The sequence below is a fragment of the Streptomyces sp. MBT53 genome (assembly GCF_016654115.1).
Taxonomy (GTDB): Bacteria; Actinomycetota; Actinomycetes; order Streptomycetales; family Streptomycetaceae; genus Streptomyces.
On sequence record NZ_JAEQAZ010000038.1, the window covers coordinates 40,733 to 57,833 of the forward strand.

General features: G+C 70.6%; 17 protein-coding genes. 7 read left to right on the forward strand and 10 right to left on the reverse strand.

Going from position 1 to position 17,101, the window contains the following annotated elements:
• Positions 1-3: 3 nt before the first annotated feature.
• Together JHN45_RS16510 and JHN45_RS16515 are read right to left on the reverse strand one after the other, a co-directional pair.
• On the reverse strand, positions 4-1,218 hold the full coding sequence (locus JHN45_RS16510; RefSeq protein ID WP_200714064.1) for a cytochrome P450: 1,215 nt from the start codon (positions 1,216-1,218) through the stop codon (positions 4-6).
• A 7-nt stretch (positions 1,219-1,225) separates the two neighbouring features.
• Positions 1,226-2,290, reverse strand: coding sequence for a type III polyketide synthase (locus tag JHN45_RS16515; protein ID WP_200714065.1), 1,065 nt, complete (start codon positions 2,288-2,290; stop codon positions 1,226-1,228).
• Between the two features lie 182 nt (positions 2,291-2,472).
• Between JHN45_RS16515 and JHN45_RS16520 the strand changes: the two genes are divergently transcribed.
• Complete coding sequence (locus JHN45_RS16520) at positions 2,473-3,066, forward strand: transcriptional regulator (RefSeq protein WP_201049528.1); 594 nt, start codon at positions 2,473-2,475, stop codon at positions 3,064-3,066.
• Between the two features lie 74 nt (positions 3,067-3,140).
• Here JHN45_RS16520 and JHN45_RS16525 read toward each other — a convergent pair whose 3' ends face one another.
• From JHN45_RS16525 to JHN45_RS16545, 5 genes are all read right to left on the reverse strand, one after another.
• Complete coding sequence (locus JHN45_RS16525; protein ID WP_043668562.1) at positions 3,141-3,377, reverse strand: DUF6213 family protein; 237 nt, start codon at positions 3,375-3,377, stop codon at positions 3,141-3,143.
• Positions 3,378-3,402: 25 nt separating this feature from the next.
• Complete coding sequence (locus tag JHN45_RS16530; RefSeq protein WP_201049529.1) at positions 3,403-4,788, reverse strand: NADP-dependent succinic semialdehyde dehydrogenase; 1,386 nt, start codon at positions 4,786-4,788, stop codon at positions 3,403-3,405.
• A 74-nt stretch (positions 4,789-4,862) separates the two neighbouring features.
• Positions 4,863-5,333 carry an NUDIX domain-containing protein gene (locus JHN45_RS16535; protein ID WP_200714068.1) on the reverse strand — a complete coding sequence of 157 codons (471 nt, stop codon included), beginning with the start codon at positions 5,331-5,333 and terminating at the stop codon, positions 4,863-4,865.
• A complete protein-coding gene (locus tag JHN45_RS16540; protein ID WP_201049530.1) occupies positions 5,330-6,868 on the reverse strand; it encodes an ATP-dependent DNA ligase in 1,539 nt (512 codons plus the stop codon). The genes JHN45_RS16535 and JHN45_RS16540 overlap by 4 nt, the downstream gene beginning before the upstream one ends.
• Before the next feature lie 43 nt (positions 6,869-6,911).
• The gene (locus tag JHN45_RS16545) at positions 6,912-7,847 is read right to left on the reverse strand and encodes an NAD(P)/FAD-dependent oxidoreductase (RefSeq protein WP_201049531.1); all 936 of its coding nucleotides are present in this window, start codon (positions 7,845-7,847) and stop codon (positions 6,912-6,914) included.
• A 79-nt stretch (positions 7,848-7,926) separates the two neighbouring features.
• Here JHN45_RS16545 and JHN45_RS16550 point away from each other — a divergent pair, with 79 nt between their 5' ends.
• From JHN45_RS16550 to JHN45_RS16575, 6 genes are all read left to right on the forward strand, one after another.
• On the forward strand, positions 7,927-8,505 hold the full coding sequence (locus tag JHN45_RS16550) for a helix-turn-helix domain-containing protein (RefSeq protein WP_200714071.1): 579 nt from the start codon (positions 7,927-7,929) through the stop codon (positions 8,503-8,505).
• A 105-nt stretch (positions 8,506-8,610) separates the two neighbouring features.
• Positions 8,611-9,588: an NADPH:quinone oxidoreductase family protein gene (locus tag JHN45_RS16555; RefSeq protein WP_201049532.1), complete on the forward strand. Its 978-nt coding sequence runs from the start codon at positions 8,611-8,613 to the stop codon at positions 9,586-9,588.
• Positions 9,585-10,805 carry an acyl-CoA dehydrogenase family protein gene (locus JHN45_RS16560; protein ID WP_201049533.1) on the forward strand — a complete coding sequence of 407 codons (1,221 nt, stop codon included), beginning with the start codon at positions 9,585-9,587 and terminating at the stop codon, positions 10,803-10,805. Before JHN45_RS16555 ends, JHN45_RS16560 begins: the two co-directional genes overlap by 4 nt.
• Positions 10,802-11,875, forward strand: a complete 1,074-nt coding sequence (locus JHN45_RS16565) for an acyl-CoA dehydrogenase family protein (RefSeq protein WP_201049534.1) — start codon at positions 10,802-10,804, stop codon at positions 11,873-11,875. The genes JHN45_RS16560 and JHN45_RS16565 overlap by 4 nt, the downstream gene beginning before the upstream one ends.
• 179 nt (positions 11,876-12,054) lie before the next feature.
• On the forward strand, positions 12,055-12,918 hold the full coding sequence (locus JHN45_RS16570; RefSeq protein WP_201049535.1) for a phosphatidylinositol-specific phospholipase C/glycerophosphodiester phosphodiesterase family protein: 864 nt from the start codon (positions 12,055-12,057) through the stop codon (positions 12,916-12,918).
• 140 nt (positions 12,919-13,058) lie between these two features.
• Positions 13,059-13,253, forward strand: coding sequence for a hypothetical protein (locus JHN45_RS16575; protein WP_026150825.1), 195 nt, complete (start codon positions 13,059-13,061; stop codon positions 13,251-13,253).
• A gap of 42 nt (positions 13,254-13,295) precedes the next feature.
• Here JHN45_RS16575 and JHN45_RS16580 read toward each other — a convergent pair whose 3' ends face one another.
• The 3 genes from JHN45_RS16580 to JHN45_RS16590 form a co-directional block, all read right to left on the reverse strand.
• Positions 13,296-14,447 (reverse strand): phosphodiester glycosidase family protein, encoded by a 1,152-nt coding sequence (locus tag JHN45_RS16580; protein ID WP_200714076.1) that lies wholly within the window; start codon positions 14,445-14,447, stop codon positions 13,296-13,298.
• A 192-nt stretch (positions 14,448-14,639) separates the two neighbouring features.
• On the reverse strand, positions 14,640-14,999 hold the full coding sequence (locus JHN45_RS16585) for a DUF779 domain-containing protein (protein ID WP_019070898.1): 360 nt from the start codon (positions 14,997-14,999) through the stop codon (positions 14,640-14,642).
• Positions 15,000-15,110: 111 nt separating this feature from the next.
• Positions 15,111-16,280, reverse strand: coding sequence for an ABC transporter permease (locus JHN45_RS16590; protein ID WP_307783119.1), 1,170 nt, complete (start codon positions 16,278-16,280; stop codon positions 15,111-15,113).
• Positions 16,281-17,101 lie beyond the last annotated feature (821 nt).

Sequence of the window (17,101 nt, forward strand, 5' to 3'; positions counted from 1 at the left end):
ACCTCACCACGTCACGGGCAGTGCCTCGGGACCACGAATCAACGCGCCCTTCTTGAACGGCACTTGATCGGCCGGTACCGCGAGCCGCAGCCCCGGCAACCGGTCGAGCAGCGCGTCCACCAGCAGCTCGGACTCCATCCGCGCCAGCATGTTGCCGGGACAGAAGTGCGGGCCGAAGCCGAAGGAGACGTGCGGGTTCGGGCTGCGCGAGAAGTCGATCTTCTCGGGGTCGGGGAAGACGTCCGGGTCGCGGTTGGCGGCCAGGTACGACACGTACACCGGGTCGCCCGCCCGCATCCGTACCCCGCGGATCTCCACGTCCTCCATGGTGATCCGGGACAGCCCGACCGCGTTGCGGTGCGGGATGTACCGCAGCAGCTCGTCGATGGCCTGGGGCCTCGACTCGGGCTCGGCGCGCAGCCGTTCGACGAGATCGGGGCGGGTCAGCAGCAGGTAGAACATCTGCCCGCTGTTGTTGGTGACCGCCTCGCCGCCGATCTGCAGCAGCACCGCGAGCCCGACCGCCTCCTCCAGGGTCATCTCCTCCCGGCCCACGGCGGCGCCGAGCAGCGAGGCGACGTCCTCGCCGTCGCTGCCCTCCCGCAGCCCGATGAGATCGCCGAAGTAGGCGCCCATCTCCTGCTTGGCCTGCTCGCTGACCTCGGCGCCGTGCGAGGAGGACAGGATGAGCTGGGTCCAGGTGTGCATGCCGTGCCGGTCGGCGGCCGGCACACCCATCAGCTCGCAGATCACCGCGATCGGGAACGGACTCAGCACGGTCTCGGTGAGATCGGCCGGCGGTCCGTCCTGGAGCAGTTCGTCGACCAACTCGTCGAGCAGCAGCCGGGATTGCTCCCGCACCCGCTCCACCCCGCGCGCCGTGAACGCCGGCGCGACCGAGCGCCGTAGCCGCGTGTGGTCCGGCGGGTCGAGGAAGCCGACCGCGCCACGGGCCGGGATGAAGTGCGGGGCGAGCCGGGTCACCGGCTGGTCCATCACCGCCTCGCGGCTGAACCGGGGATCGTTGGTGACCATCCGCACGTCGTCGTGCCGGGTGACCAGCCACGCCCAGCCCTCACCGTTGGGCAGCTTGATCCGGTTGACCGGACCCTCCCGCATCAACTTGGTGAGGACCGGGTCGAAGTCCACCCCGGTCAGGTCCAGGGCCGGCCAGGGCCTGACCGGGGGCAGGGTCTCGGTGATCGTCTCTTCAGTCATGCCGAACTCAAGCCGTCTCTCGGTCGTCGCGGTGCCAGCGGCCCAGGGCCATCTCGGCGGTGATACCGGGTCCGAACCCGGCGAGCAGTCCACGCGCCCGGTGCTCGGCGCCGCCCTCGTCGAAGAGCCGGCGCAGCGCGTCCAGCACGACGGCGCTGGCGATGTTGCCGTACTCGGTGAGGGTGGCCCGGCTGAACCGGAACGCGTGCGGGTCGACCTGCAGGAACTTGCTCAGGTCGTCGAGTATTCGGGGCCCGCCCGCGTGGACTATGTAGAAGTCCAGGTCGGCCGCGTCCCAGCCGTGCAGTCCCGCGAGGTCCTGGAGCGCCGGTGCGAGGGGCTCCATGGTGGCCGGCACCCGCTTGTCCAGCAGGAAGTGGAACCCGGTGGCCCGTACGTCGTACATGATCCACTCTTCGGTCTTGGGGATCAGGTACGACCCGTTGCGCTCCAGCTGGATGCCCGTGCCGCCCCGCCCGCGCACCACGGCCGCGGCGATGCCGTCGCCGAAGAGCCCGTTGGAGAGCAGCGAGCCGATGCCGAGGTCGGTCGGCTGGTAGCACAGCGAGCAGAACTCGCAGGCCACGATGAGCGCGTTGGCGTCCGGGTACGCCGTGCAGAAGTCGTGCGCCCGGTTGATCGCCGCACCGCCGGCCGCGCAGCCGAGCTGGGCGATCGGGATCTGGCGGGTGGTGGACTCGAAGGCCATCTCGTTGATCAGCCAGGCCGTGAGGGAGGGCATCATGAAGCCCGTGCACGAGACGTAGATGATCACGTCGATGTCGGTGGTGAGCAGCTCCGCCTCGTCGAGCGCGCGCTGTACGACCGACGGGACACGGGCCTTCGCCTCGGCCGTGTAGATCCTGTTGCGGTCCTCGAACCCGGGGTGCTTGAGGGTCTCCTCGATGGGCTGCACGATGTGCCGGGTGCGCACACCGGTGTTCTCGATCAGCCGGAGGGCCAGCGGCAGGTTGGGGTGGTCCGCGTGACGGGAGCGCGCCAGCTCCAGCGTCTCCTCCATCGTGATCACGTGCTCCGGAACCGACACCGAGGGTTTGCACAAAGTCGCCATGAACCGTCCCTGCTTTCGCCTTCCGGAAGGCCTTCGCCCGCCGGTCAGAAGGTGGTTCACCTCAGAGGGTGGTGCACCCACGATCACCCTTGAGGGCGACGATCTCTCGGTGGACTACTCCAATTCAGGGACCCTGTGTAAAGGTCGGATCAGTATCCGGACCCCGCCCGAAGAAGGACGAGATGACGACTAACCCTCTGGTAGCCCGGATCGAGACCGGCGCGGCCCCCATCGAAACCCTCGCAACTCTTGCCCTGGAACAACACCGCGTGATCCCGGCCGACCGCCGCGCCTTCCTGCATCTGGCGCAACGCGAAACGGCCACTCCTGAGGCAGCCGACTTCTTCGCGTTCCTGGCGGAGGGCGAGGCGATGGCGGGGGAGCGGCTCATCGCCTTCGCGGAGGCGTGCGGGGTGGACGAGGCACGGTTGCGTACGTACGAGCCGCTGGCGGGCTGCCAGGCCTATCCGGCCTACGTCGCGTGGTTGGCCCTGAACGCCGATCCGACGGACGTGGTGGCGGCCCTGACATCCAACTTCGCGGAATGGGGCGGCTATTGCGCGACGATCGCGGGTGCGCTGCGCGAGCACTACGCCTTCACGGAGGAGGCGTGCGGCTTTTTTGATTTCTTCGCGGAACCGGCACCTGAACTGGAACTCAGGGCGACGGCGGCGATCCGGGCGGACAAGGTGAATGAGAGTTCGGTGACGACGTACAGCACCATGCTCAAGGCTTACGAGGCGAGCTTCTGGAACACCCTGGGCGCAACCCCCTAGGGGCGCGGGGCTGTGTCAATTTGCGGCTCCGCCGCGTGGGCGCGACAAGCCACGACGCACCCGCACTCAGCGAACTACGACGACCCCCCACTGCTGTGCGCAATACAAGCCACGTCAATCCGATCAGCGAGCTTCGCCAACTCGATCGTCAACGCAGCCACCGTGTCCTCATCAAGCCCGTCTTCCCCGGCCTCGACAAGGTGCAGCCACCGCCCACCCACGGTACGGAGAAGCTTGCTGACATCCGCCGCAGCCACCTGCAAGGTCCCGCGGTCGTCGACGATCAGAGGCAGAGTCACTTCGCGGTTCACACAGGGGATCGTAGCCGCGGAACGCTCACGCTCCGTGCCATACCGTGGTGATGTTGCAGAACTCCCGGATTCCGTGCCCCGACAACTCCCGCCCGTACCCGGACCGCTTCACCCCGCCGAACGGGAACGCCGGATGGGACGCGGTCATCCCGTTGAAGAACACCCCGCCGGCCTCCAGATCCCGTACGAACCGGTCGACCTCGCCCTCGTCCCGCGTCCACACGTTGGAACTCAGCCCGAACGGGGTGTCGTTGGCGACGAGGACGGCCTCGTCCAGGTCGGCCACCCGGTACAGCGTGGCGACGGGCCCGAACGTCTCCTCGCGGTGGATGCGCATCTTGCGGGTGATGCCGCCGAGGACGGTCGGCGGGTAGAACCAGCCCGGCCCGTCGGGCCGTTCCCCGCCGCACAGCACGGTCGCCCCGCTCCGCACGGCGTCGTCGACGAGCTCTTCCAGGTCGTTCCGCCCCTGTTCGCTCGCGAGCGGTCCGACCTCGGTCTCCTCCGCCAGTGGATCACCGACAGTGAGCGCCTTCATGCCGGCCACGAACCGTTCGGCGAACGCGTCGAAGACGTCCGTGTGCACGATGAACCGCTTGGCGGCGATGCACGACTGCCCGTTGTTCTGCACCCGCGCGGTCACCGCGATCTTCGCGGCCCGGTCGATGTCGGCGGACGACATGACGACGTACGGATCGCTGCCGCCCAGCTCCAGCACCGTCTTCTTGACCATGTCCCCGGCGACGGACGCGACGGCCCGCCCGGCGGGTTCGCTGCCGGTGAGGGTGGCCGCCCTGACCCGCTCGTCGCGCAGGATCTCCGCGACCGCGCCGGAGCCGATCAGGAGGGTCTGGAAGGCGCCCTCGGGGAAGCCCGCGCGGTGGAACAGGTCCTCCAGGTAGAGCGCGGTCTGCGGGACGTTCGAGGCGTGCTTGAGCAGGCCGACGTTGCCCGCCATCAGCGCGGGCGCGGCGAAGCGGATCACCTGCCACAGCGGGAAGTTCCACGGCATCACCGCGAGCACCGGGCCGAGCGGCCGGTAGCGGACCAGGGCCCGGGAGGCACCGGAGTCCTTCACGTCGGAGGCGGCGGGCTCCTCGTCGGCGAGCAACTCCTGTGCGTGGTCGGCGTACCAGCGCATCGACCTCGCGCACTTGGCGGCCTCCGCGCGGGCCTGCTTGACCGGCTTGCCCATCTCGGTGGTCATGATGCGGCCGATGTCCCGCTGGTCCTCGTCGAGCAGGTCGGCGGCCCGGTGCATCAGCCGGGCCCGCTCGGCGAAGGCGGACGTCCGGTAGGTGCGGAACGTGGCCTCCGCGAGCCGGAGTCGGCGCTCGATCTCCTCGTCACCCATGGCCTCGTACGTCTTGAGCGTCTCTCCGTTGGCCGGGTTGACCGTCGCGATGGGCATGGCTGACCTCCTGGAGCGGGCTGTGCTTCGACCTTCCCGCGTGGCGGGGACGGCCGCAACGCGTACGGGGTTGCTCAGTCCGAGTGCTCGGCCAGCCGGTCGAGAAACGTGGCCTGCGCCTGGACGACGACGGCCCGAGCCCGTTCGAGATTCATCCACTCGACCCGGTCCAGCTCGGGGAACTCCTGGACCTGCCCGGACTTCGGCGGCCACTCCATCCGAAAGGTGCCGGGCACCATGGCCGCCGGGTCGAGGTCGGCCTCGATCGCCCACGCGGTGACGACCTTCCCGTTGGTCTGCCGCACCTCGCCCAGCTCGATCGCCTCACCCTCGGGCGGCGCGAGCCCCAACTCCTCCTCGAACTCGCGCCGGGCCGCGTCCCAAGCGGTCTCGTCGGGCTCGTACTCACCCTTGGGCACACTCCACGCCCCCGCGTCCCGACGCGCGAAGAACGGCCCACCCATATGCCCGAGCAACACCTCCAGACCGCGATCGGTGTGCCGGAACAACAGCAACCCGGCACTCCGCTTCCCCGTCCCACTCACGGCTTCACCTCCGGATGCGCGGCCAGCAACGTCTCCACCGTGTCAGCCTCCTCCGGCCGCTTGTCCTCCCGATAGCGCACGACCCGCGCGAACCGGAGCGTGACACCGGCCGGGTACCGCGTGGACTTCTGCAGTCCGTCGTACGCGATCTCCACGACGAGTTCGGGCCGTACGGTCACCACGTGGCCCTCGCTCTCCACGGCCAGCTCCTGGAGGCGCTCGGTCTGCCAGGTCAGCACGGCGTCGGTCATGCCCTTGAAGGTCTTGCCGAGCATCGCGAACGAGCCGTCGGGGTTGCGCGCGCCGAGGTGGAGGTTGGAGAGCTTGCCGGTGCGGCGGCCGTGGCCCCACTCGGCGGCCAGCACGACCAGGTCGAGGGTGTGGACGGGCTTCACCTTCAGCCAGGAGGCGCCCCGGCGGCCCGCGCTGTAGGGGGCGTCGAGGCCCTTGACGACGACTCCCTCGTGGCCGCGCTCCAGAGTCTCGGCGAGGAAGGCCTCGGCGGCGGGGACGTCCTCGGGGCCGGAGACGAGCGTGCGGCGGACCCGCATCGGTTCCGGCACCAACTGGGCCAGTTCCGCGTGCCGTTCGGCGAAGGGCAGGTCCAGCAGGTCGCGGCCGTCGACGGACAGCGCGTCGAAGAACACGGGGGAGACGGGGACGGTCTCGGCGGCCGTGGCCACGTCCACCCGGGAGCCGACCCGGCCCGCCGTCTCCTGGAAGGAACGGGGCCTCCCGTCCTCGTCGAAGGAGATCACCTCGCCGTCCAGGATGAACCGCTCGCCTCTCAACTCCAGGGCCGCGGCGGTGAGTTCGGGGAGGCGGTCGGTGATGTCGTCGAGGGTGCGGGTGTAGAGCCGTACGACCTGGCCGTCGCGGTGGACCTGGACGCGGATGCCGTCGAGCTTCTCCTCGACCGCGCACGCGCCCAGTTTCTCGACAGCCTCCACGACCGAGGAGGCGGTGTGCGCGAGCATCGGTAGGACCGGGCGGCCCACGGTCAGCCGGAAGCGGTCGAGTGAAGCCGCGCCCTCGGCGAGCAGGGCCTCGGCCACCGTCTGGAGCGAACCGGCCAGCATCACCGCCCGCCGTACGTCCGTGGCGGGGGTGCCGGTCGCCTCCGCCAGGCCCTCCACGGCGACCGCGTCCAGCGCGCCCTGCCGGACCTCGCCCGTGATCAGACCGAACAGGAAGCGCTGCTCGTCGGCGGTGGCCGCGCCCATCAACTCCCCCACCAGGCGCGCCCGTTCGGCCTGCGAGCCCGTGCCCGACACCTTGCCGAGCGCGGAAAGGCGGGCGTCCACCTCGCGCACGGTCAGGGTGGGTTCGGCGGCCGGTGCGACCGGCCGGCTCAGCGCCTTCCAGCCGATGCCGAGCCGGCCCTGTGGCAGGCGGCCCGCCAGATACGGGATGACGATCGGCACGTCGTCGGCCTCCGCGTCCCGGAAGAGCTCCGCGAGCAGAGCGATCTTCCGGGACCGCGCCGAGGTGGCGGCGACCTCCTGGGACACATGCGCGAGCCGGGTCAGCAGCATGCAGCCATCGTGCAACGGAGGCGGGCGGTCTACACCCGGACGACTAAACCCGGATGTCGGCGTCGAGGTCGGTCATGAGTAGCTCCCCGTTGATCGTCGCGCCCGCGCGGTACCCGGCGGAGGCCGCGTTCACGACCTGCTCGCCGAAGCCCATCGCGTTGCCGACCGCCCACACCCCGGGCACGGTCGTCCGGCCCGTCGGGTCGACCACCGGGTACGCGCCGAACGGGGTCTCCTGCAGTTCGGCGCCCAGCTTCTCCAGGAGGCCGGTCTGCGGGATCGCGCGGGGTGCGACGAACACGGCCTCGCGGGGGTGCGTGGTGCCGTCCTTGAGGCGGAGGCCGGTGAGCCGGTCGTCCTCGACGGTCACTTCCGCGACCTCGCCGGGAACCACGGCGACCCCGGCGGCGGCCAGCCTGCGCAGGTCGTCGTCCGTCAGCTCGGACTCGGCGACCGTGTGCAGGAACAGGGTCACGTCCTTGGACCACTGCGAGACCATCAGCGCCTGGTGCACGCTCATCGGTGTCGTCGCGAGCACGCCGAAGGCCTGGTCGCGGACCTCCCAGCCATGGCAGTACGGGCAGTGGATCACGTCACGGCCGAAACGCTCGGCGACTCCGGGGACGGCCGGCAGCTCGTCCTTGAGACCGGTCGCGATCACGAGCCGCCGTGCGTGGACGGTCTCCCCGCCGGCCAGCGTGACCGCGAAGCCACTGGTGACGTCCACCACCCGGTCCCGGACCAGTTCGACGCCGTAGCGCGCGATCTCCTCACGGCCCAGGGCCAGGAACTCGGCGGGGGACATGCCGTCCCGGGTCAGATAGCCCTGCATGTGCGCGGCGGGCGCGTTGCGCGGCTCGCCCGCGTCGACGACGAGCGTGCGGCGCCTGGACCGGCCCAGGACCAGCGCGGCGGACAGACCGGCCGTGCCGCCGCCGACGACGACCACTTCGTAGGGCCCGGTGTGTGTCTCGGTCATGGTGACCACCTCCACCCCCGAAGGTCGCGCCATCGCTGCCGTATTGACAAACATGTTTGCCGAAACTGCAATATCGGTCATGAGCGACGACACGGACGAGGTTCTGGCGGAGGTCGGCCCGCGGCTGCGGCGGATCCGGAAGGAGCGGGGCGCGACCCTCGCCGGCCTCTCGGAGACGACCGGGATCTCGGTGAGCACGCTGTCCCGGCTGGAGTCCGGGCTGCGCAAGCCCAGCCTGGAACTGCTGCTGCCGATCGCACGGGCCCACCAGGTGCCGTTGGACGAACTGGTGGGGACACCGCCGGTGAGCGATCCCCGGGTGCGATCCGAGCCGATCCAGCGGCACGGTCGCACCTACTGGCCGCTCACCCGTCAGCCGGGCGGGCTCCAGGCCTTCAAGGTGCTGGTGCCGCAGCGCCAGGAGGAACCCGATCTGCGGACCCACGAGGGCTACGAGTGGCTGTACGTCATGTCCGGACGACTGCGGCTCGTACTCGCTGAGCACGATGTCGTACTGGCGACGGGGGAGGCCGTCGAGTTCGACACGCGGGTGCCGCACTGGTTCGGGTCGACGGGGGAGGGGCCCGCGGAGTTCCTGAGCCTGTTCGGGCCGCAGGGGGAGCGGATGCATGTGCGGGCGAAGCCGCGAAGGGCGTGAGGCGTCGCTACGGTTCGTGACACACGCGACTGTTCCCTGATCGGCAAGCGACCGCTTAGTATGCGATCGAGCCCGGTAAGACAGAGCAGTCCGTGGAGGCCCCGCATGCAGGCATGGCAAGTGCACCAGAACGGCGAGCCGAGTGAGGCGATGCGCCTGGAGGAGGTGCAGCAGCCGACACCCGCTGCGGGCCAGGTCCTGCTCAAGGTACGCGCCGCGAACATCAACTTCCCGGACGTGCTGATGTGCCGGGGCCACTACCAGGTCAGGCCCCCACTCCCGTTCACCCCCGGCGTGGAGATCTGCGGCGAGACCGAGGACGGCCGCCGCGTGATCGCCAACCCCGCGCTGCCGTACGGCGGTTTCGCCGAGTACGCCGTCGCGGACGCCGCCGGACTGCTGCCCGCGCCCGAGTCGCTGGACGACGCGGAGACCGCCGCGCTCCACATCGGTTACCAGACGGGCTGGTTCGGCCTCCATCGGCGCGCCCACCTGGAGGCCGGCGAGACCCTGCTCGTGCACGCCGCCGCGGGCGGGGTCGGCAGCGCCGCCGTACAGCTCGGCAAGGCGGCCGGAGCCACCGTCATCGGTGTCGTCGGCGGTGCCGACAAGGCCGCCGTGGCACGGGAGTTGGGCTGCGACGTCGTGATCGACCGGCGTACCGAGGACGTCGTCGCGGCCGTCAAGGAGGCCACCGGCGGGCGCGGTGCCGACGTGATCTACGACCCGGTCGGCGGCGATGCCTACACGCAGTCCACGAAGGTCGTCGCCTTCGAGGGCCGGATCGTGGTCGTGGGCTTCGCGAGCGGCACCATCCCGAGCCCGTCGCTCAACCACGCCCTGGTGAAGAACTACTCGATCCTGGGCCTGCATTGGGGCCTGTACGCCACCAAGAACCCGAAGCTGATCCTCCACTGCCACGAGCAGCTCACCGACCTGGCCGCCCGGGGTGTCATCAAGCCCCTGGTGAGCGAGCGCGTACAGCTGAGCGGCGCCGCGGCCGCCGTGCAGCGGGTCGCCGACGGTGTCACGACCGGCCGGGTCACCATCCTGCCGTCGTTGGAGAACGGAGCCGCCGCATGACCATCGACGCAACCGAACTCAGGCGTCGTACGGCCGAGTTGCTGGCCGCGCACCCACCCCTGGAGACCGACCGACTCGACTTCCTGAAGGCGCGCTTCGACGCCGGACTCGCCTGGATCCACTACCCCGAGGGCCTCGGCGGCCTCGGCGCCCCGCGCGCTCTCCAGGCCGTCGTGGACGCCGAGTTGGCGGCCGCGGGCGCCCCCGACAACGACCCGCGCCGGATCGGCATCGGCCTCGGCATGGCCGCCCCGACGATCCTCAAGTACGGCACGGAGGAACAGAAGCAGCGGTTCCTACGGCCCCTTTGGGTCGGCGAGGAGGTCTGGTGCCAGCTGTTCAGCGAGCCCGGCGCCGGGTCCGACCTGGCCGCGCTCGGCACCCGGGCCGTGCGTGAGGATGGGGGTCCCTCCCGCTCGAGCGAAGCCGAGAGTGGGGGAGGCTGGATCGTCAACGGGCAGAAGGTGTGGACGTCCAGCGCCCACCTCGCCCGCTGGGCCATCCTCATCGCGCGCACCGACCCGGACGTGCCCAAGCACGCGGGCGTCACCTACTTCGTCTGCGACATGACCGACCCCGGCGTCGACGTCCGGCCGCTGCGCCAGATCACCGGCGAGGCGGAGTTCAACGAGGTCTTCCTCACCGACGTCCGCATCCCCGACGCCCACCGCCTCGGCGAGGTCGGCGACGGCTGGCGGGTCGCGCAGACCACCCTGATGAACGAGCGCGTCTCCATCGGCGGCATGCGCATCCCGCGCGAGGGCGGCATGATCGGCCCGATCAGCCAAACCTGGCGCGAGCGCCCCGAGTTGCGCACCCACGACCTCCACCAGCGCCTCCTCAAGCTCTGGGTGGAGGCCGAGGTCGCCCGGCTCTCCGGCGAGCGGCTGCGCCAGCAGCTCGTCGCGGGCCAGCCCGGCCACGAGGGCTCCGGCATGAAGCTCTCCTTCGCCCGCCTCAACCAGGAGATCAGCGGCCTGGAGGTCGAACTCCGGGGCGAGGAAGGCCTGTTGTACGACGACTGGACCATGCGCCGCCCGGAACTCGTGGACTTCACCGGCCGCGACGCCGGCTACCGCTACCTCCGCTCCAAGGGCAACAGCATCGAGGGCGGGACCAGCGAGGTCCTGCTGAACATCGTCGCCGAACGCGTCCTGGGCCTCCCGGCCGAGCCGCGCACCGACAAGGACGTCGCCTGGAAGGACCTGGCCCGATGACCGACCTGCTCTACTCGGAGGAGGAAGAGGCGCTCCGCGCCGTCGTCCGGGACCTGCTCACCGACCACTGCGACGCGGCGGGCGTCATCGCCCGCACCGAGTCGGACGCCCCGCACGACCTGTCCCTGTGGAAGTCCCTCGCCGAGGGCATCGGCCTCGCCGGTCTCCTGGTGCCCGAGGCACAGGGCGGCCAGGGCGCCACCCACCGCGAAGTCGCCGTCGTACTGGAGGAGTTGGGCCGCGCGGTCGCCCCCGTCCCCTACCTCACGAGCGCGGTCGTCGCCACCGAGGCACTCCTTGAGTGCGGGGCCGACGACCTCCTCGCCGAGCTGGCGTCCGGGCGCAGGATCGGTGTCCTCGCCATCTCCCTGAGCGTCGCTCCGGGCGCCGCCCACAAGACCGTACGGCTCGAAAACGGCACCCTGCACGGCGAGTTGACCGGGATCGCGGACGCGGGCGCCGCCGATGTGCTGCTGGTGCCGGGCGAGGACGGCGGGCTGTACGCCGTCGAGGCGGGCGCCGTGACCGTCGTACCGCAGGTGTCCCTGGACCTGACCCGGCCGTTGGCGCGTGTGGTGTTCGACGGGACCGCGGGGCGCCGGATCGGCGACGCGGGTCCTGCCGTACGGCGGGCGCTGCGGGCCGGCGCCGGGCTGCTCGCGTCCGAGCAACTGGGCCTTGCCGACTGGACGTTGACGGAGACGGTCCGCTATCTGAAGGAGCGCAAGCAGTTCAACCGGCCGGTCGGCGGGTTCCAGGCGCTCAAGCACCGGCTCGCGCAGCTGTGGCTTGAGGTCGTCAGCCTGCGGGCCGCCGCGCGGAACGCGGCCGACGCCCTCACGACCGGCGAGGACGTCGACGTGGCGGTCGCCGTCGCGCAGGCCTACGCGGCGTCCGTCGCCGTCCACGCGGCCGAGGAGGCCGTCCAGTTGCACGGCGGCATCGGCATGACGTGGGAGCACCCCGCCCACCTCTACCTGAAGCGGGCCAAGGCCGACTCGATCGCCTACGGCACGGCGGGCGCCCATCGCGAGGCGCTGGCGGAACTGGTCGATCTGCGCGCCCCCTGACCGCCGTTCGACCATCCGGTGAAGCCCGTCCCACCTGGGGCGGGCTTTTCCGTGCGCCCCCGCCGAAGGAGTGAACAAGCAAGGACGGTCCGGCCAACTCCTGGCATGTACAGGTTCATTGGGGGCCGTGCAGCCCCATACTCCCTGTGGTTCGAACCCGCCCCACAGGGAGGAACACCATGGCCCTCATCACCCGTCGCAGAGCCCTCACCGCGTTCGGCGCCACCCTCGCGGTCGTGCTCGCCCCGCCCGCCGGCAGCGCGTTCGCCGCCGATCAAGGGCACCGCCGGCGCCCGTTGTGGCGCGCCCACGCCCACAACGACTACGAGCACCCCCGGCCCCTCTTCGACGCCCTCGACCACCGTTTCGGCAGTGTCGAGGCCGACATCTTCCTCGTCGGCGACCAACTCCTCATCGGACACGACGCGTCCGAACTCGACCCGAGCCGCACCCTCGAATCCCTCTACCTGGACCCGCTCTCCGCCCTCGTGAAGGCCAACCACGGCTCCGTGTACCGGGGTTGGCACAAGCCGCTCCAGCTCCTGATCGACATCAAGACCGAGGGCTCCTCGACGTACCTCGAGCTCGACCGTCATCTCCTGCGCTACAAGCACCTGTTCACCACCTACGCCCACGGACGCGTCCACCAGGGCGCGGTCACCAACGTCATCTCCGGCGACCGCGCGGCCCGTATCCCGATGGAGGCGCAGACCGTGCGCCGCGCCTTCTACGACGGTCGGCTCACCGACCTCGGCACCTCGGCGCCCGCCTCCTTCATCTCGCTCATCAGCGACAACTGGCAGAACAACTTCACCTGGCTCGGCGACGGCGTCTTCCCCGACGCCGAGCGGCAGAAGCTGCGCGACATCGTGCGGCAGGCGCACGCGGCCGGGCAGACCGTGCGGTTCTGGAACACCCCGGACCTGGCGGGCCCCGCCCGCGAAGCACTGTGGGAGGAACTGTTCGCCGCCGGGGTGGACTTCCTCAACACCGACGACCTCGCCGGCCTGGAAGCCTTCCTGGACGCCCACCGCACGACGTGACACCACGTGTGGTGACACCCCATGTGGTGACACCACACGTTCGGGGGACACGTCGGTAGCCCGGATGAACCCTCCGCTACGCCACACTTGCGGCCGAACGCCGCGAACCAGACATGACGGCGTGGCGGAGGAGGGTGACGATGGCGATTTCCATCTCTGTGGTGCTGCTGCTCCTGATCCTTGCGGTGATCTTCATGCGCAGCGGCGGGCTGAAGCTCTCCCACGCGCTGGTCTGCGCACTGCTCGGGTTCTTCATGGCCAGTACCAGCATGGCGCCCACGATCCACAGTGGCCTCACGGCCACCGCGGATCTGGTGAGCGGACTGCATCCATGAGGTCAGCAGGTCATCCATGAGGGCAGCGGTTCGTCCATGAGGTCAGTGGGTTGAGAAGATCCCGACGCCGTTCGGTACGGGCCGCTCGGCGCCGCCGCTGGGGTGGTTCCGTACCGTGACGGCGCTCGCGCCGGGTGCGCGGGCGACCAGGGTCGTCGAGCCGCCGCCGTCCAGACTGAAGGCGTCGACCGAGCCCAACTTCTTCATCTCGGCGGCGACTTCGGCGATCGTCAGACCGCTGCGGTACGCGACGGCGCCGTCCGTGGCGAACAGCAGCAGGCGGTGGCCGTTCTGCGCGATGCCCACGGCGGTGCGTACGGCCGAGGTCGTGTTGTCGAGACCGGACAGGGGCTGCCTGCCCCGCAGCACCGGGTAGCCGCCCAGGGCGAAGCGGTACGGAACCCCGGACCTCGACGCCACCAGCCGGTGCAGCACCTGCACCCGCTCGCCGACGGACAGCTTCCGCAGCTGCCGCGCGCCCGCCTCACGGCCGACGAGGACGGTGGTGCCCGCGGCGATCGCACCGCTGCCGGGAGTGTTGGAGACCGACACGACCCGCGCGTGCCGAACGGCGACTTCATATGTGTCCGTGCTGCACGCGGCGGCCCGGTTCGTGTCCGTGCCACATGTGGCACGCACCCGGGAGACGCTGCCCCACTGTGTGGTGAACGCACCGATGGAGTTCACCGGCAGCGCGTACTGATTGAACCCGCCGAGCGCCATCCGGCCCTCCGGGGTACCGACCGTCCCCTTCAGGGTGAGGCTGTCCAGCCTGGCCACGCGGTCGATGCCCACGCCGAGCACGTTCCGCGTGTTCGTGCCGGGCGGCAGGGCAGGACCGAAACGCTGGCCGTCCGGCACCGCCCCCTTGAGCGCGACACCGCTCGCGATCGCCGGTCCGTCGGTGGAACCCGTGGCCGCGACGCCCGGATGCTGGGTCTCGGTGATGTTGAAGAAGTCACCGTTGACGCCCGCGACGGCGCCCGCCGAGTCGGCCAGCTCGGAGACGGGCTTCCTGGCCGCCACCGCGCCCGGGTACAGCAGGTTGACCCGCACATGGGTGTTGCGCAGGTCCACCACGACCACATGGGCGTGGGTCACGCCCCTGGCCGCCGTGATGTCGAACTGCCGGTAGGTGACACCCGGCGCGAGCCGAGTGGTGCCCGGCACGGCGCCGGCCGGTGCCGCCCCCACCAGGGCCGCACCGGCCAGCGCACCGAATGCCGTGAGAAACGCGAGTGCCGACTTGCCCGTTCTTAAACGTTCGGCTCTGGAACGTGCTGCTCTGGAACGCTCTTGACGGTGCGTCACAGTGCCCCCTGATGTCTCGTCAACTCTCCCAGGACTCAGGGGAAGTGCAGCAGAAGTCGGTGACCGGTGGGGCTCCTAGGCGCCGACTACACGGGAACGGGTGAGAAAACGCACCCCCTCGGGTGCTTCCAGCGAGAAACCGCTGCCGCGACCCGCTACGACGTCCACGATCAGCCGCGTGTGGCTCCAGACCTCGTACTGGCTGCGCGAGATCCAGAACGTCACGGGCTCCGGTACGCCCTCGACGGCCAGCTCGGCGAGCAGCACGTCCGAGCCGCCGGTCCGGAACTCGCCCTCCGGATAGCACATGGGCGCACTGCCGTCGCAGCAACCACCCGACTGATGGAACATCAGCGGGCCGTGCTGGGCGTGCAGTTGGCGCAGCAGATCCTCTGCGGCGGGGGTCAGTTCGACGCGCGGGGTGTTGTCGTCCATGTCTGCCGTCCCGAGGAAGCCGGATGCGATGACCCATCGCAGCACACGCAAGGTTGCGAGAGGGTTGCGTGTCCATTCGGCTCGTCCGTTCGGTTCGTCGATTCGGTTCGTCTATTCGGCTCGGAGCGCGGTCGCCGTGCGGATGCGTGCCGCCCAGCCGGCCGGCAGCAGTGAGCCGAGTACGGCGACGGCGACTCCGGCGAGCCCGAGCAGGACCAGGTCTCCGGCGCCGTAGACGTCGACGACGAAGTCGGGCATCCGTAGCCCCGCCGCGCGGCCCATCGCGGGGATCACCGCCCGGTGCACGGCCAGGCCCAGCGGTACGCCGAGGGCGCCGCCGGCCAGTCCGGGCAGGACGACCGAGGTGACGACCATCGTGACGGTCTGGCGGGGTGTCATGCCGAGCGCCTTGTGGATGCCCAGGTCGTGGACGCGTTCGTGGGTGTCGAGCACGACCCCGCCCAGCACACCGAGCCCGGCGACACAGACCAGCAGCACGGTGAGCAGAGCGGTGAGCGAGTCGAGAACGGCCGCGGTGCCACTGCCGTTCGTGGACTTGGCGCTCGTCGCGCCGATCCCGAGGGGCTTCAACTCGGCGTTGAGCGCGGTGACATACGCGTCCGTGTCGGTGCCGGCTTTCAGATCGACGTACTCGGTCGTGGACTTGAGGTCGGGTACGGCGGTCCTGAGTGTGGCGGCGTCGGTGAAGACCCGGCGCCCGTCGTTGCCGGTGTCGAACACTTCGCCGACGATCCGAACCACAACTTCCTTGCCGTGCAAGGTGATTGTGATGCTGTCGCCGACTTTCGTGTCCGTGGCGGTCAGGATCGTGCTGGGCACCACGACCTCGCCGGCCCCGCTGAACCACCGCCCGCCGACCATCTTGAAACCGCCCCAGGAGGCGTCACCGTCGAACGCCGTCACGGTGACGGACCCGCTCATCCCCGACACGGCCGCGTCGAGGGAGGCGCTGCCGTAGTACGCCCGGGTGCCGGGTCGGGCCGCGATGGCGGTGGTGACCGGAGCGGTGATCCCGGCCGGTTCGGCGGCAGTCGGCCGCCCCTGGCGGACCGCCTTGCCGGAACCGTCCTGTCCCGCCTGTCCGGCCTGCGCGCCGACCGTGACGTCCGCCGCGTTGTGGTTCTTGGCCGCGATCACCTCGCCCAACGACGAGGACAGACCGGTGGCGAAGGTGACGGCGGCGACGCCGAACAACACCGCCACGACCATCGCGACCGTACGGGCGGGCCGCGCGAACGGCCGCGCCAGCCCCAGCCCCACCGACCGCGACACCGGAAGCCGGGCAGCGACCCCGGCGGCCCACTGGCCACGCCCCGCCGCTGGAGGCCAGGCGGCAGCCTGGGCTGCTCGCCGGTCCCGACTCACTGCCGGAGGTTGGGCGCTCGTGCCCGCCGCCCGCCTGTCTCGGCCAGCCACGGGAAGCTGGGCGGTCGTCCCCGCCGTCCACCGTTCTCGACCCACCGCTGAACGTCCGACGGCCGCCCAGGCCGCCCACCGGCTCCGGCCTGCTGCGGGAGGTCGGGTGTTGGTCTCCGGCATCCGCTGGTTTTGGCTCGACTTGGGGGGCCGGGCAGGTGTTGTGGCAGCTTGCTGGTCCGGGCCTGCTGCTGGAGGTTGGCCGGTCGTCTCCGGCGTCCGTCGGTCCGGGTCCGCTGCGGTGGGCTGGGCAGGTGTTGTGGCTGCCCGCTGGCCCTGGCCCGCCGCTGAAAGTCCGGTGGTCGTCTCCGGCGTCCGCCGGCCTTGGCCCGTCTCGGGGGGCCGGACAGGTGCCTTGGCTGCCCGCTCCCCCTGGCCCGCTGCTGGAAGTTCGGTGGTTGTCTCCGCCGTCCGTCGGTCTGGGCTCGCTTCGGGGAGTTGGGTAGGTGTTGTGGTTGCTTGCTGGTCCGGGCCTGGTGCTGGAGGTTGGGCGGTCGTCTCCGCCGTCCGTCGGTCTGGGCTCGCTTCGGGGAGTTGGGTAGGTGTTGTGGTTGCTTGCTGGTCCGGGCCTGGTGCTGGAGGTTGGGCGGTCGTCCCCGCCGTCCGGCGGCCTGGGCCCGCTTCGGGGAGCCGGGCAGCTGCCTTGGCTGCCCGCTGGCCCTGGC